The sequence below is a fragment of the Janthinobacterium foliorum genome, assembly GCF_978021625.1.
The window spans coordinates 246,059-261,307 of sequence record NZ_CDXDQE010000004.1 but is presented as its reverse complement, the minus strand read 5'-3'; the positions used below and the strand labels follow the sequence as shown (position 1 = coordinate 261,307).

General features: G+C 63.9%; 15 protein-coding genes. 7 read left to right on the top strand and 8 right to left on the bottom strand.

Features of this window, described 5'->3' with window-relative positions; translation table 11 throughout:
• Positions 1-110: 110 nt before the first annotated feature.
• Positions 111-1,067, bottom strand: coding sequence for a prolyl aminopeptidase (gene pip, locus ACZ92H_RS11460; RefSeq protein ID WP_131374672.1), 957 nt, complete (start codon positions 1,065-1,067; stop codon positions 111-113).
• A 125-nt stretch (positions 1,068-1,192) separates the two neighbouring features.
• Positions 1,193-1,675 (bottom strand): Lrp/AsnC family transcriptional regulator, encoded by a 483-nt coding sequence (locus ACZ92H_RS11455; protein WP_465049408.1) that lies wholly within the window; start codon positions 1,673-1,675, stop codon positions 1,193-1,195.
• Between the two features lie 153 nt (positions 1,676-1,828).
• Between ACZ92H_RS11455 and ACZ92H_RS11450 the strand changes: the two genes are divergently transcribed.
• Positions 1,829-2,449, top strand: coding sequence for a LysE family translocator (locus ACZ92H_RS11450; protein WP_465049407.1), 621 nt, complete (start codon positions 1,829-1,831; stop codon positions 2,447-2,449).
• On the opposite strand, the gene ACZ92H_RS11445 is transcribed toward ACZ92H_RS11450, so the two are convergent.
• The 5 genes from ACZ92H_RS11445 to ACZ92H_RS11425 form a co-directional block, all read right to left on the bottom strand.
• Complete coding sequence (locus ACZ92H_RS11445; protein WP_465049406.1) at positions 2,386-3,825, bottom strand: tetratricopeptide repeat protein; 1,440 nt, start codon at positions 3,823-3,825, stop codon at positions 2,386-2,388. The two genes, ACZ92H_RS11450 and ACZ92H_RS11445, sit on opposite strands and share 64 nt — an antisense overlap.
• A gap of 128 nt (positions 3,826-3,953) precedes the next feature.
• On the bottom strand, positions 3,954-4,694 hold the full coding sequence (gene phbB / locus ACZ92H_RS11440; protein WP_035823615.1) for an acetoacetyl-CoA reductase: 741 nt from the start codon (positions 4,692-4,694) through the stop codon (positions 3,954-3,956).
• 211 nt (positions 4,695-4,905) lie between these two features.
• A complete protein-coding gene (locus ACZ92H_RS11435; RefSeq protein ID WP_131374678.1) occupies positions 4,906-6,084 on the bottom strand; it encodes an acetyl-CoA C-acetyltransferase in 1,179 nt (392 codons plus the stop codon).
• Between the two features lie 222 nt (positions 6,085-6,306).
• On the bottom strand, positions 6,307-6,792 hold the full coding sequence (locus tag ACZ92H_RS11430) for a phasin family protein (RefSeq protein WP_131374681.1): 486 nt from the start codon (positions 6,790-6,792) through the stop codon (positions 6,307-6,309).
• Positions 6,793-6,921: 129 nt separating this feature from the next.
• Positions 6,922-7,830 (bottom strand): LysR family transcriptional regulator, encoded by a 909-nt coding sequence (locus ACZ92H_RS11425; protein ID WP_465049405.1) that lies wholly within the window; start codon positions 7,828-7,830, stop codon positions 6,922-6,924.
• 118 nt (positions 7,831-7,948) lie between these two features.
• Between ACZ92H_RS11425 and metE the strand changes: the two genes are divergently transcribed.
• From metE to minE, 4 genes are all read left to right on the top strand, one after another.
• Positions 7,949-10,261 carry a 5-methyltetrahydropteroyltriglutamate--homocysteine S-methyltransferase gene (gene metE / locus ACZ92H_RS11420; protein WP_465049404.1) on the top strand — a complete coding sequence of 771 codons (2,313 nt, stop codon included), beginning with the start codon at positions 7,949-7,951 and terminating at the stop codon, positions 10,259-10,261.
• A gap of 362 nt (positions 10,262-10,623) precedes the next feature.
• The gene (gene minC, locus ACZ92H_RS11415) at positions 10,624-11,361 is read left to right on the top strand and encodes a septum site-determining protein MinC (protein WP_465049403.1); all 738 of its coding nucleotides are present in this window, start codon (positions 10,624-10,626) and stop codon (positions 11,359-11,361) included.
• A gap of 37 nt (positions 11,362-11,398) precedes the next feature.
• Positions 11,399-12,214, top strand: coding sequence for a septum site-determining protein MinD (gene minD / locus ACZ92H_RS11410; protein ID WP_071325832.1), 816 nt, complete (start codon positions 11,399-11,401; stop codon positions 12,212-12,214).
• A gap of 1 nt (position 12,215) precedes the next feature.
• Entirely contained in the window at positions 12,216-12,467 is a 252-nt protein-coding gene (minE, locus tag ACZ92H_RS11405; RefSeq protein ID WP_034752886.1) for a cell division topological specificity factor MinE, read from the top strand.
• Between the two features lie 44 nt (positions 12,468-12,511).
• On the opposite strand, the gene ACZ92H_RS11400 is transcribed toward minE, so the two are convergent.
• Positions 12,512-13,015 carry a hypothetical protein gene (locus tag ACZ92H_RS11400; RefSeq protein WP_131374689.1) on the bottom strand — a complete coding sequence of 168 codons (504 nt, stop codon included), beginning with the start codon at positions 13,013-13,015 and terminating at the stop codon, positions 12,512-12,514.
• 166 nt (positions 13,016-13,181) lie between these two features.
• Between ACZ92H_RS11400 and ACZ92H_RS11395 the strand changes: the two genes are divergently transcribed.
• Complete coding sequence (locus ACZ92H_RS11395; protein ID WP_092798761.1) at positions 13,182-13,871, top strand: response regulator transcription factor; 690 nt, start codon at positions 13,182-13,184, stop codon at positions 13,869-13,871.
• 92 nt (positions 13,872-13,963) lie between these two features.
• A complete protein-coding gene (gene hemA, locus ACZ92H_RS11390; RefSeq protein ID WP_131374691.1) occupies positions 13,964-15,238 on the top strand; it encodes a glutamyl-tRNA reductase in 1,275 nt (424 codons plus the stop codon).
• The last annotated feature ends 11 nt before the right edge of the window (positions 15,239-15,249 follow it).

The following is a 15,249-nucleotide window of genomic DNA, read 5'->3' as shown; positions in this document are numbered from 1 at the left end:
ATAAAAAGTCGTGGGTTCACACCGGCGCCCGACCGTGGCGCCAGCACAGGCCATAGTGTAGCAGGTGGCGCCTGCCGGCTGGCCACTTTGCGGCCAGGCAGGTTTCACCGTCATGCGAAGCCGCGCCCCGGCACGAAGCGCTCGGTGGCGCGCACCAGCGCCGAGGCGATGCCGTGCTCCAGCGCGCCATGGCCCGCGTCGGGAATCATTTCCAGCTGCGCGCCCGGCCAGGCTTGCTGCAGGCGATAGGCCGACAGCGGCGGGCAGATGGCGTCATAGCGGCCTTGCACGATGACGGCCGGCAAATGCGCGATGCGCCCCATGTCGCGGATCAGCTGGTCTTCATCCATGAAGCCCAGGTTGGCCATGTAGTGCGATTCGAGCCGGCCCACGCCCAGGTCCAGCGCGTCGTTCGGCGCATCTTCCGGCTGCGGCATCAGGTACACGCGGCGGCCCTCGAAGCGGCTCCAGGCGCGCGCCGCCGGCCAGTACACAGCGGGATCGCTGCTGAGGATGCGTTTTACATAGGCGGCCAGCAAGTCGCCCCGCTCCTCCGGCGGAATCGGCGCGGCGAATTCCTCGTACAACTCAGGATAGAACCAGCGCACGCCCTCGATGAACCAGTCGATTTCCGCCTGCGTGCACAGGAAAATGCCGCGCAGCACGAAGCCCAGGCAAGCCTCGGGATGGGCCTGGCCATACGCCAGCGCCAGGGTCGAGCCCCACGAGCCGCCAAACACCAGCCATTGGGCGATGCCGAACTGGGCCCGCAATTGCTCGATATCGGCGATCAGCAGCTGCGTCGTGTTTTGGCGCCATTCCCCCAGCGGCGTGGACTTGCCGGCGCCGCGCTGGTCGAACAGGATCACGCGGTAGCGCTGCGGGTCGAAAAAGCGCCGGTGCTGCGGCGACAGGCCCGCGCCGGGGCCGCCATGCAGGAACAGCACGGGGATGCCGTCGGGATTGCCGCATTCTTCCCAGTAAATGGTGTGCAGCTCATCGACCGCCAGCATGCCGTGCCGGTTCGGCGACAGGGCGGGAAACAGGGGCGACAGGGTATCGGGCATGGCGGTCCTCTAAGTACGCCGGTCAAAACCTGCTGCGCGTCGGTTTTGTCAGGCGTTGTCAACAGTCAGGGGGCCGGGCACCGCGTGCCAGGCAATTGTGTCAATTATAGTGCGGCCCCGATGCCTCAGGCCAGCAGCAAGGGCAGGCGGTTCGACGACTTGATTTCGCGCATCGACAGGCTGGACTGGATTTCCGCCACGCCAGGCAGGCGGCGCAGGACCGTCGAGACGAATTCGCCATACGCCTCCAGGTCGCGCGCCACCACTTGCAGGAAATAGTCGGCTTCGCCCGCCACGTTGTGGCACGACAGAATTTCGGGAATCGTGGCGATCGCCTGCTCGAACTGCGATGGCTGCTCGTTGCCGTGATTGGCAAACACGACGCGCACGAAGGCGACGAGGCCGATGCCCAGCTTCTTGCGATTGAGCAAAGCCTGGTAGCCGGTAATAAAACCCTCCTCCTCCAGGCGGCGCAGACGGCGCCAGACGGGAGTTTCGCTGAGCTTCAAGCGCTCGGCCAGGCGCGCATTGGACAGCCGTCCTTCATCCTGCAACAGCCGGAGAATCTGCAAATCGGTGGCGTCGAGGCTAACTTCTGGAAGTTTCATCTATTTTTTATTCTTATACGAGTGGAATCTACCCGAATACTAGGGCATGACAGGCAGAAAAAGCAAGCACATTTCATCTGGGCAAGAAGATAATGGGGTTCGGCGAGCACGCTGCACAGTGCGGTTGCTCCCGCTTTCTTTGGCGACTGGCGCATGTCCGATTCTACCTTCCTGATGTACTTGCTGGCACTGGCTGGCGCCTTTTTATTGCCCGGCCCCGACATGGCCCTGGTGTTGGCAACGGGTGCCGCGCGCGGCGTCGCCACGGCGCTGGTGACGGCGCTGGGCATCGCCGGCGCGCGCGCCGTGCATGTGGCCCTGTCCGGTGCCGGCCTGGCCGCGCTGATGGTGACGCACCCGGAAGCCTTGCGCTGGGTCAAATGGGCGGGTGCCGCCTATCTGCTGTACCTGGCAGCGCGGCTGCTGCAGTCGGCGCTGTCGAAACACGCCGTAGCCGAGGCGCAGGCGCCGGCCACGGCGCACAGCGCGCGCGCCAGCCTGGTGCGAGGCTTCCTGACGAATCTGCTCAATCCGAAGGCACTGCTGTTTTGCAGCATGTTCCTGCCGCAATTTGTTGTCGGCACGGAAAGTGTCGGCATGCAATACCTGCGCCTGGGCGCCGCCCTGGTGCTGGTGGGCCTGCTGTTCGACGCCGTGTACGCCATCGCCGCCGCGCGCCTGGCGCGCCGCCTGCGCGGCAAGCCTTCGCCTTACGGCAAGTTCGTGCTGCCCACCGTCTTCGTCCTGCTGGCGGGACGGCTGGTGCTGGGCTGACCGGCCAGCACATCCGTAAAGAAGGCCGGGTAATCGGCCAGCAAGCTGCGCTCCAGCTCATTGACCTTGCGAAATTGCCGCAGGCTTGGCGCCATGGCCCGGCCCGCATCCCAGCTGCGCCAGGCATGCGGGCCATCGAATTGCGCGTATAGCGCGTCACCCAGGTCCTGGTACACGGCCGCCATCTGCGGCTTGGCCTGCAGCACTTGCAGATACAGCGCCGTGGCGGCGGGCCACTGTCCCAGCTTGGCGCGCAGATTCCCTTCGAACAAGGCCAGTACAGGCTGCGCCAGCCCCGCTTGCTGCCGTAATTCCTGCACCGTCACCAGCGCGGCCGCGATGCCTTCCTGGTCCTTGGCCAGCAGTCCCCGCGTCAGGTCGTGGATGGGCTGACATTGCTGCATGGCCATCTGCTGCTGGAGTGACAGATTCTCCACCAGCGCCCCCGTGGAAAAATGGTCTTCCAGCATCGTCAGGAACGCCTCGAAGGGTTGGTTTGCAGCAAACAGGCGCTCCGCCTCGGCGCGCAGCGAAGGGTGCGCCTGGGGACTCGGCGGCGGCAACAGCGCCGCCTGCGCCAGCACGCGTTCCAGGGGCGTCGCACCGGCCGACAACGGCCGTGGCCGGTAGGCGCCCAGCGCATACGTAGCGGGCGCATACGTAGCGGGCGCATCCAGCGCCAGCCGGCTGATATGAAACTGCCGCGTCACCGTGCCGCCCGCCTCCTGGTAATGCAGGGTGAAGTCGGCGGGAATGCGCTTGCCGCCGGCCAGCAGGTCCAGCACCAGCGGATGCGCGCCCCAGGCGTAGCGCAGCCACTGGGCAAACGCGCGCGCCTCGGCGTCGCTGGCCGGGCTGCCGCCAATGGAGAGCTTGAGCAACGGTTGCCGGTCCAGCGACCACAGCACGGCGCCATCGTGCACGTTCGGCAGCAAGGGGCCGCGCCGCTTGCTGGCCAGCAGCGACAAAGCCTGCTCCTCGTACACAAGCGGCGTCGCATGCGGGTCCAGGCCGCCCGCCTTCAACGCCCCGGCCATCACCTGCCGGTGGCGCAGCTCGGCGGTGCGCAAGCCCACGCCATCAAACAGCGAATAACTGTCGTACACGGCTGCCGCCGTATCGATGACGTGGCGCCGGCGGGCGGCAAAGTCCAGCACGGACAGCATCGTGCCGTCGCGGATGCTGATGAAATGCGGGCCCAGCACGACATCGCTGTCGCCGCTTTCGCGCGCGGCCACGCCGGTGTTCAGGTCCGGCTTGCTGATGCGCTCGGTCGTGACCGTGACGTGGAAGGCGACGCCGGCCTGTGCGGCAAAGGCGCCCAGGAAAAGAACGACGGCCACGCTGGCGCGGCGCAAGGCGGGAACAAGAGTCATGGAGCAGGCGCATAGGGAAAACGCCGATTCTAAGGCATGGCGCGGGCTTTTCCCGTTTTGTTCGCCGGCATAAAAAAAGACAGCCGCAGCTGTCTTTTTGTGTGATCTCAAGAACGCCTCAACAGCACTTACGACATGTGCTGGCCGCCGTTGATCGAGATGTTGGCACCGGTGACGAAGGCCGCTTCATCGGAGGCCAGGTAAGCTACCAGGCCGGCCACTTCTTCCGGCTTGCCCAGGCGCGCCATCGGAATTTGCGGGATGATTTTGCTGTCGAGCACTTCCTGCGGAATCGCCATGACCATCTTGGTGCCGATGTAGCCGGGCGAGATGGTGTTGACGGTGACGTTCTTGCGTGCCACTTCCAGCGCCAGCGACTTGGTGAAGCCGTGCATGCCCGCCTTCGCCGCCGAATAGTTGGTCTGGCCGAAAGCGCCCTTCTGGCCGTTCACGGACGAGATATTGATGATGCGGCCCCAGCCGCGTTCCACCATGCCGTCGCAGACAGGCTTGGTCATGTTGAAAACGGAATCGAGGTTGGTGCCCATCACGGCGTCCCAGTTCGGCTTGTCCATCTTCTTGAACGTCATGTCGCGCGTGATGCCGGCGTTATTCACCAGCACGTCGACAGGACCGATTTCCGCTTCCACGGCCGCCACGCAGGCAGCCGCCGAATCGTAGTCGGCCACGTCGCACGGATACGCCTTGAAGTCGTAGCCCATGTCCTTCGTCGTCGCCAGCCATTCCGCGACCTTCGGATTGCCCGGGGAATATGTGGTCACCACGCGATAGCCCAACGCCGCCAGCTTGAAACACACCGCTTCGCCCAGACCACCCATGCCACCAGTTACCAATGCAACTCTTGCCATTTTCATCCCCTCAGTGTCGTTCTATTGCCAAAAAGTTAATAATTTAGTGAAAGCAATCCAAAACCGCCGCGTGACGGCGGCGTACTGCATCGCACTCAAGCGTAGCGAGCGGCGATGATTTGTGGCCAAGAAGCGCAACCGTGCTGGAGCACGGTGAGCATCGCAGGCCGCAAAGCGCGCCGCGCAGTAGCTTGGGTGCGGTGCCAGCTACTTAGTCGCGCTCGATGGCCAGAGCCACGCCCATGCCGCCGCCGATGCACAGTGCGGCCAGGCCTTTCTTGGCGTCGCGGCGTATCATTTCGTGGATCAGGGTGACCAGGATGCGCGCGCCCGAGGCGCCGATCGGGTGGCCGATGGCGATGGCGCCGCCGTTCACGTTGATCTTGCTGGTATCCCAGCCCATTTCCTTGTTGACGGCAATCGCTTGCGCGGCAAACGCTTCGTTGATTTCCATCAGGTCCAGCTCTTCATGCGTCCAGCCGGCCTTTTTCAGGCACAGGCGCGATGCGGAGACGGGGCCCATGCCCATGACGGCCGGGTCCAGGCCCGACGAGGCATAGGCCTTGATGCGTGCCAGCGGTTTCAGGCCCAGTTCCTTCGCTTGCGAGGCGGACATCATGATGACGGCGGCGGCGCCGTCGTTCAGGCCGGAGGCATTGCCGGCCGTGACGGTGCCATCCTTGGCGAACGCGGGGCGCAGGCCTGCCAGCGATTCCAGGGTCGAGCCGGGCTTGATGTATTCATCGCTGTCGAAGACGACCGTGCCTTTCTTGCTGGTGATTTCCAGCGGCAGGATTTCATCCTTGAACTTGCCCGCCTTGTGCGCCGCTTCCGCCTTCAGCTGCGACTGCAGGGCGAATTCGTCCTGTTCGGCGCGCGTCACTTCGTATTTCTTGGCGACGTTTTCCGCCGTGATGCCCATGTGGTACTGGTTGTACACGTCCCACAGGCCGTCGACGATCATGGTGTCGATCATCTTGAAGTCGCCCATGCGGAAACCGTCGCGCGAACCGTTCATGGCGTGCGGCGAGGCGCTCATGTTTTCCTGGCCGCCGGCGATGATGATGTTGGCGTCGCCGCACTTGATCGCCTGCGCCGCCAGGTGCGTGGCCTTCAGGCCGCTGCCGCAGACTTTATTGATGGTGAATGCGGGAATGCTGCTCGGCAGGCCGGCCTTGATGACGGCCTGGCGCGCGGCGTTCTGGCCGACGGCGGCCGTCAGTACCTGGCCCAGGATCGCTTCGCCGATCAGGTTCGGGTCGATGCCGGTCTGTGCCAGCAAGCCCTTGATTACATGTGCGCCCAGTTCGGACGCAGGAATCTTGGCCAGACTGCCACCGAATTTGCCGACTGCGGTACGGCCGGCGGCCACGATTACGACATCATCCATTTATTTCTCCGATATGCAGGCCACGAGGGCCAAGGTCAAGGTGTTAATACAAGCGAATAGAACCAATGAATCCGCGAAGACACAGCAGGCTGTGTTTCATTCTAGCGTGGCATGCGCCACAGTTCCAGCGCCGCACCGCAGGCGGCAACGATGTCTGCCTGCCCTGCGGTAGCATCGGGCGGCCTGGCGCGGCGGATAGCCGCTGCCCGGGCCGCGACGCGCTTACGTCCGGCTTGCAGGACGCGTGTTTTTATTTTTATCATACCCTTCATCGGCAGCCCCGAAAGGGGTTTTTAGAAAATTATTGAAGGGAATAATCAGTGGCACGGGGGTTTGCTTTACCACCTGCAACAGCTCGCCAAATTTTTGACGCGATGCAGCAAACTCACCCTTTGTCACGGTATCGAATTTCTCCTGCGTTTCCTGAGCAACATCCTTTGCCTGGCGACCATAGGCACCGATGCGCTCGATGGCTAGCTGCGACTGCGCACGCGACAGTTGCAGCAGCGCTTGCGGATCTTTCGCCGACAGCAGCTGATTGCCCGCCACCGTAGCGGCGGCCAGCGCCGTGCGGGCCGCATCGAGCTGCAGGTCGAGCACGCTGGCGCCGCTGTCGAAGGCGGCCTGCGCATATGCCTGCGCGCTGATCAATTGCGCTTCCACCACGGCCTTGCCGGCCAGTGTCCATTGCTCGGAAAATGAAAACATAGTGTTCCTCTCCAATGTGAAGGCGGTGCCATGTTGCGCCGCACAGTGCTCAACTGTAAGCGGTGGTTCATTGCTGAACCTTGATATAGCTCAAGGTTTTCTGTTGGTTTGTTTCCAATTCAACGTTGATCAAGACAACAACTTGATACCATCGAGCGACGCTGCGCACTGTTCCCGTATCACGCTGACGAAATCGCGCACGTACGCCTTGTCCTGCAGAGGGTCCGGCACGGACACATACAGGTCGCTCCACAGGCCATGCTCGCCCACGGGGCGCGCCACCACGTAATCGTAATCGACATAATTCTTGATGGCCCAGTTCGGCAAGGCGGCGATGCCGCGGCGGCTGGCCACCAGTTGCAGCACGGCCACCGTCAATTCGGCCGTGCGGCGTTCAAACTGGATGCCCGCCGGCCGCAGCACTTCGCGGATCAAATCGATGCGCTCTTCCGGCACGGGATAGGTGATCAGGGTTTCGCCCGTAAAATCGGCCGCCGCGAGCCGGCGCTGCGCCTGCAGCCGGTGCTTCTGCGCCATCACCACCAGCATTTCAAAGCGGAACAGGGGAAACACGGTGAAATCGGGGCCATACGGCGAGCCGATCACCAGGTCCGCCTCGCCCGAACGCAGCAAGTCGGCCGGCTCGCTGTGAAAGCCGGAGACCAGATCGATCTCCACTTCCGGCCAGCGCTGGCGGAACGCATCCATGACGGGCATCAGCCAGTCGAAACAGGTATGGCATTCCAGCGCCACGCGCAGCTGCCCCTTGTCGCCCTGCGACAGGCGCGCCACGTCGCGCTCGGCCAGTTCGATCTCGGGCAGCAGCTTGTCGGCCAGCTCCAGCAGGCGGCTGCCCGTGGCCGTGAAGGCGATCGGCATCGACTTGCGTTCGAACAAGGGCGCGTTGTAGCGCTCTTCCAGCAGGCGGATCTGGTGCGACAGCGCCGACTGGGTCAGGTTGAGCAGCTGCGCGGCGCGCACCAGGCTGCCGGACGAACGCAGGGCACTCAGGGTGCGCAGGTGGCGGATTTCTAGCATCGGGGAAATGAGTGATATGCGTGAATTATTTTCATGTTATTCGGCAAAATGTTTCGTTTTGATTATAGACCAGATTGCCGCACACTCTAGCGCATCCACATTAAATCTCGATGACATCATGACCGTGCACACCCACATTCTTGGCTTTCCCCGCATCGGCGCCGCGCGCGAATTGAAAGCGGCGCTGGAAAGCCACTGGCGCGGCGAGCTGTCCGAGGCGGCACTGGAAGCCACGGGGCAACAATTGCGCGCGCGCCACTGGGCGCTGCAGCGCGACGCCGGCCTGGAGCACGTCACCGTGGGCGACTTCGCCTTCTATGACCAGGTGGCCAACCATATCCAGCTGCTGGGCTGCGAGCCGGCCCGTTTCCACTTTGATGCGCAGCAATCGCCCCTGTCGCGCTACTTCAGCATGGCGCGCGGCGACGCCTGCCAGGCCGAACACGCCGGCTGCGGCCACGCGCACCATCAGCACGCCGGCGGCAGTCCGGCGCTGGAAATGACCAAGTGGTTTGACACGAACTACCATTATCTGGTGCCCGAATTTTCACCGCTGACGCGCTTTTCGCTGGCTTGCGAGCGCCTGTTCGATGAAGTGGCCGAGGCGCAGGCGCTGGGCCACCAGGTCAAGGCGGCCCTCATCGGCCCCCTCACCTTCCTGTGGCTGGGCAAGGAAAAGACGCCTGGTTTCGACCGCCTGGCCCTGCTGGAACAATTGCTGCCGGTCTACGGCGCCCTGCTCGACCGCCTCAAGCAGCAGGGCGTAGCCTGGGTGCAGGTCGACGAGCCCATCCTGGGCCTGGACTTGCCCCACGCGTGGCGCAGCGCCTTTGAAAGCACCTACTGGCAGCTGAACCAGGTGGGCGTGAATATCCTGCTGGCGACGTATTTTTCGCCGCTGGAAGAAAACCTCAGCCTGGCTTGCCGCCTGCCCGTGGCCGGCCTGCACGTGGACGGCATCCGCGCGCCGCAGGAACTGGTCAGCGTCACGGACTGGCTGCCCGCGCACAAAGTGCTGTCGATCGGCATCGTCGACGGGCGCAATATCTGGCGCACCGACCTCGACGCCGCCCTGGCCGTGCTGCAGCCGCTGGCGGCCAGGCGCAACGGCCACCTGTGGCTGGCACCGTCATGCTCGCTGCTGCACGTGCCGTTCAGCCTGGCAGCGGAAACGGAACTCGACGGGGAAATTCGGACCTGGCTGGCGTTCGCCACGGAAAAACTCACGGAATTGTCCCTGCTCAAGGGCGCGCTGCAAGGCCAGCCTGATATCGCCGCGCTGGCCGCTGCTCGCCTGGCCATCGCCAGCCGCCGCGCCAGCGCCCGCGTGCACCGGGCGCCCGTGGCGCAGCGCCTGCAGGCCCTGGCGCACGGCATCGACCGCCGCGCGTCCCGTTTCCCCCAGCGCCAGGGGGCGCAGCGCGCGCGCCTGCAGCTGCCCGATTTCCCCACGACCACCATCGGCTCCTTCCCGCAGACGGCAGCCATCCGCGCCGCCCGCGCCAGCCACAAGCGGGGTGAACTCAGCACCGCCGACTACGCACGGCAGATGCGCGCCGAGATCGCCCACGCCGTGGGCCGCCAGGAAGCCCTGGGCCTGGACGTGCTCGTGCATGGCGAAGCGGAGCGCAACGACATGGTGGAATATTTCGGCGAACAGCTCGATGGCTTCGTGTTTACCCGCCTGGGCTGGGTGCAGTCGTACGGCTCGCGCTGCGTCAAGCCGCCCATCCTCTACGGCGACGTGCAGCGCCCGGCCGCCATGACGGTCGAATGGACGGTGCACGCGCAAAGCCTGACGCGCAAACCCGTGAAAGGCATGCTGACGGGCCCCGTCACGATATTGCAATGGTCGTTCGTGCGCGACGACCAGCCCCGTGCCACCACGGCGCTGCAGCTGGCCCTGGCCATCCGCGACGAGGTAGCCGACCTGGAAACGGCCGGCATCGGCATCATCCAGATCGACGAACCGGCCCTGCGCGAAGGCTTGCCGCTGCGCCGCGGCCGACGGGACGCCTATCTGGACTGGGCCACGCGCGCTTTCCGCATCGCCGCCTCGGTGGTGCAGGACGCGACGCAGATCCACACGCACATGTGCTACGCGCAGTTCAACGACATCCTGCCGCAGATCGCCGCCATGGATGCGGACGTGATCACCCTCGAGACGAGCCGCTCGGACATGGAACTGCTGGCGGGCTTTGGCCAATTCCGGTACCCGAACGAGATCGGCCCCGGCGTGTACGACATCCACTCGCCGCGCATCCCCGCGACCGCCGACATGGTGCGCTTGCTGCAAAAGGCCGGCGCCGTCATCCCGCCGGCCAATGTTTGGGTCAACCCGGACTGCGGCCTGAAGACGCGGGGCTGGGCGGAAACGGAGGCGGCCTTGCGCAATATGGTGGCGGCGGCACGGCAGATGCGCGCGGCGTAGTCAAAAGACAAGGCCAGCAGACAAGGCCACCGCGCGCCTGGCGTCCCCATGGCGGGCGGCGGCGGAGCCCGGCAGCGCCACTGTATGCAAGTACAGTGGGCATCGTCGGCAGGCAATCGCGCTGCGCGGCCGCTTTTATCAGGCGCGCTCAAGCCGCATTCTTGGCTGCTTTCAGGGCGGCGCGGCGGTTTTCCGCTATGCCGCCCTGGTTTTTTGAAGGGAAGTGCTTGTTGCCCTGCGGAATAGCGCACGCCAGGCCCCTGACGGCGATTTTTTTGCAGTAGAATGCAAGAAATTTACTGCTCCCTATTGTTGCCGTACGGAACAGTCGGCCTGCCGCAGTTTCACCTTGATAAATGTTTATGTCCAAAAGCCCGTCGCAGAAGCCTATCGAAATCAAGATTTCCACCGTCGTCGCTGTCTCCGCCATCCTGCATAGCGCCGATACGCAGGCACTCGATGCCGCCTTGCATGACATGACGGGAGGCGTGGCGGACTTTTTCGAGGACGACCTGGCCGTGCTGGACGTGGCCGCCCTGCCATCCGGCGCCGCGCCCGTCGACTGGGCCGCCCTGGTGGCGCTGCTGAAAAAATACCGCTTGAATGCCGTGGCCGTGCGCAATGCGCCGGCCGAAATGCACGAGGCCATCCTGGCGCAAGGCCTGAGCCTGGACAGCGGCAAGACGCGCGACGATGCGCCGCCCAAGGATGGCCCGACGGCCGCCGCCCTGGCCGGCGCCGACGCGCAGGTGATGGTGGTCGACACGCCCGTGCGGGCCGGCCAGCGCATCTATGCGCGCGGCTGCGACCTGATCATCACGGCCGTCGTCAACAATGGCGCCGAAATCATCGCCGACGGCAGCATCCACGTGTATTCCTCGCTGTACGGCCGCGCGCTGGCGGGCGCCTCGGGCAATGCCCAGGCGCGCATCTTCGCGCTGGCCATGGAACCGGAACTGGTCTCGATCGCCGGCGTGTACCGCACGTTCGAGGATGGTTTCCCCCCGGAAATGGCGCGCGGCCCCGCGCAAATTCGTTTGGCTGGAGACAGAATCGATATACACTCTGTCAATCCGGTCACTCCCGTGAACCGCTCTTAAGCTGCACAATTCAAGAGATATCTGAAAAGGATTATTTGTGGCAAGAATTATTGTTGTGACGTCCGGCAAGGGCGGTGTCGGCAAGACGACCTCTAGCGCCAGTTTTTCCACTGGCCTGGCCATGCGCGGCCACAAGACAGCCGTGCTCGACTTCGACGTGGGCCTGCGCAACCTCGACCTGATCATGGGTTGCGAGCGCCGCGTCGTCTACGACCTGATCAATGTGATCAACAAGGAAGCAACCTTGAACCAGGCCTTGATCAAGGACAAGCACTGCGACAACCTGTTCATCCTGCCCGCCTCGCAGACGCGCGACAAGGATGCCCTGTCGGAAGAAGGCGTGGAACGCGTGTTGAACGACCTGATCAACATGGGTTTCGAGTTCATCATCTGCGATTCGCCGGCCGGCATCGAGCATGGCGCGCTGATGGCGCTGACGTTTGCCGACGAAGCCATCATCGTCACCAACCCGGAAGTGTCGTCGGTGCGCGATTCGGACCGCATCCTCGGCATCCTGCAAGCCAAGTCGCGCCGCGCGCAGACGGGCGGCGAGCCCGTCAAGGAACATCTGCTGATTACCCGTTACTCGCCGAAACGCGTGGAATCGGATGAAATGCTGTCCTACCAGGACGTGCAGGAAATCCTGCGCATCCCGCTGGTGGGCATCATCCCGGAATCGGAACAAGTGCTGGCCGCCTCGAACCAGGGCAATCCGGCCATCCATTTCAAGGGCACGGACGTGGCGCAAGCCTATGAAGACGTGGTCTCGCGTTTCCTCGGCGAAGATGTCGAGTTGCGCTTTACCAACTATGAAAAGCCTGGATTACTCCAGCGCATTTTTGGGGCGAAGTGATATGGCCTTGCTTTCTTTCCTGTTCCCCCCCAAGCCGAAGACGGCCACCGCGGCCAAGGAACGCCTGCAGATCATCATCGCCCGCGAACGCAGCGGACGCGATGGTCCGGACTTCCTGCCCGCCCTGCACAAGGAACTGATTGCCGTCATTTCCAAATACACCAAGGTCAATGCCGACGATATCAAGATCTCGCTGGACCGCCAGGGCAACCTGGAAGTACTCGACGTCAACGTGGTCTTGCCTGACGCCTGATGTCTTTCGCCCCTCCTGGCCACGCCCGGGACGGGCGCTCCAGGCTAATCCGGCCGCACCGTGAGCAACTCCTGCGCCACCGCGGCGCAGGCATTCACATGCTGGTTGCCGATCTGGCGGAACACGGCATAGCCGATCGCCGCCGCCACCGCCTGGCCGGCAAACGGCACGAAGCGCGCCACCTGCTTGGTGGCGATCTTGACGCCACTGCGCTTGAGCAGCTGGAGTATCAGTTCGCGCGACACCAGCTTTCCCACCAGCATGCCGCCCATGCCCACCGCCGCCCGGTAGGCCATCAGCTTGAACTGCGGGTTGAGACGCTCGATCTGTTCGGGCGTCAGGCCGAATTCGTGGTTGATATCGTTGATCAGCATGGAAAACAGGCCCACGTCCGACATCAGGTCGATGCCGGGAATGGGGATGGCCGAGGCGCCGGCCGACATCATGGCACGCCGCTGCACCAGGCGCCGGCAGCGCTCGCGCACTTGCTCGATTTCGGCACGACTGGCCGGTATCAGGGTCCAATCGGTGGTGCTTTTGTCGGACATGGCCGTTTCTCCGCAATGAGGTCGATGAACAAGTGTAGCGTAAAGGGCCTGCCCGCCGATTTCACTGGACACAGTTGCAATCTCTGTTATATTTCACTAGAGCATTCCTTAACATTACGATAAGCAGAGCGGACCGTCTGTTTGTTGCTACACATTCCAGCCAATTATGCGAATTGCCGTACTCGATAGCGACCATACTCAGGCAGAACTGATCTGCCAGGTGCTCACCGCCGCCGGCCACGCTTGCCACGAGTTTCAGAGTGGCAAGGAAATGCTGGGCCAGCTGCGCAAGGACAGCTGCGACATGCTCATCCTCGACTGGCATGTCAGCGACCTGGACGCCGCCGAAGTGCTGCGCCGCGCACGCGAGAAACTGGCGCCCAAGGCGCCGGTGTTGTTTATGACCAACAGCTCCGGCGAAGACGACGTGGTGGCGGGCATGACGGCGGGCGCCGACGACTACATGATCAAGCCCTTGCGCCGCAGCGAACTGACCCTGCGCACGCAGGCGCTGCTGCGCGTGGCGTATCCGGCCCAGAACGGCGCCGAGCAATTGCAATTCGGTCATTACACCTTTGAAACCCGTCCCGGCCGCCTGCTGATGGATGGCGAAGTACTGGACGTGACGCACAAGGAATTCGCCCTGGCGCTGCTGTTCTTCCGCAACCTGGGCCGGCCCCTGTCGCGCGCCTACATCCACGAAGCCGTGTGGCAGCGCGATACGGCCTTGCCTTCGCGCACCATGGATACCCACGTCTCGCGCGTGCGCAACAAACTGCAGCTGAAACCGGAACACGGCTACCGCCTCGTGCCCGTCTACAGTTATGGCTACCGCCTGGAAAAACTCGGGGGGTGACGGCGGCGCATCAGGGCGAAAACAGGCGGGCTGCTCAAAGAGCGGGCACAAAGCGCTATAATGTCGGCATAAGAATTCCCAACAGCCCTGAAATGCAACTGCTCGCCGTCGGCCTCAATCACACCACCGCACCAGTGTCGCTCCGCGAACAGCTGGCGTTTGCGCCTGAGCATCTGGGCCAGGCGGTGATGGCGGCGCGCACCTGGTTCCAGCGCATCGACTTGCGCGACAACGACGAAGCGGCCATCCTGTCGACCTGCAACCGCACGGAATTGTATGCGGCCAGCCACGTGCCCAATCCGCTCGACGCGGGCGCGCATTTCCTGGCCGACTACCACCAGTTGAACTACAGCGAGCTGCGGCCCCACTTGTATATGCTGCCGCAGCATGATGCCGTGCGCCACACCTTCCGCGTCGCCTCCGGGCTCGACTCGATGGTGCTGGGCGAAACGCAGATCCTGGGCCAGATCAAGGACGCCATCCGCACGGCCGACGAGGCGGGCGGCCTGGGCACGTATCTGCACCAGTTGTTCCAGCGCAGCTTCTCCGTCGCCAAGGAAGTGCGCAGCAGCACGGAAATCGGCGCCCACAGCGTGTCCATGGCGGCCGCCGCCGTGCGCCTGTCGCAGCGCATCTTCGACAAGATCGCCGAGCAGAACGTGCTGTTCATCGGCGCCGGCGAAATGATCGAGCTGTGCGCCACGCACTTCGCGGCGCAAAATCCGAAAAGCATCACCATTGCCAACCGCACCATGGAGCGGGGCGAGGAACTGGCGCACCGCTTCAGCGGCACGGCCATCCGCCTGGCGGACCTGCCGGAGCAGCTGCACCGCTTCGACATCGTCATCTCGTGCACGGCGTCATCCTTGCCGCTGCTGGGCCTGGGCCTGGTCGAGCGCGCCATCAAGGCACGCCGCCACAAGCCCATGTTCATGGTCGACCTGGCCGTGCCGCGCGACATCGAAGCGGAAGTGGGCCGCCTGAACGACGTCTTCCTGTACACGGTCGACGACCTGGGCAAGGTCGTGCAGACGGGCCTGGAAAGCCGGCAGGCGGCCGTGGCGCAAGCCGAATCGATCATCGAGACACGCGTGCAATCCTTCATGAGCTGGGTCGATGACCGCGCCATGGTACCCGTCATCCAGAATTTGCATGAAAGCAGCGAAGCACTGCGCCTGATGGAAGTCGAACGGGCGCGCAAGATGCTGGCCAAGGGCGCCGACGTCGACGCCGTGCTGGAAGCCCTGTCGAAAGGCTTGACGGCCAAGTTCCTGCACGGTCCGCAGCAGGCGCTGCATCACGCGCAAGGCGACGAACGCAAGCAGCTGGCCACCCTGCTGCCGAAACTGTTCCGCCCGCGCCGTTAGCGCTGCCCCGC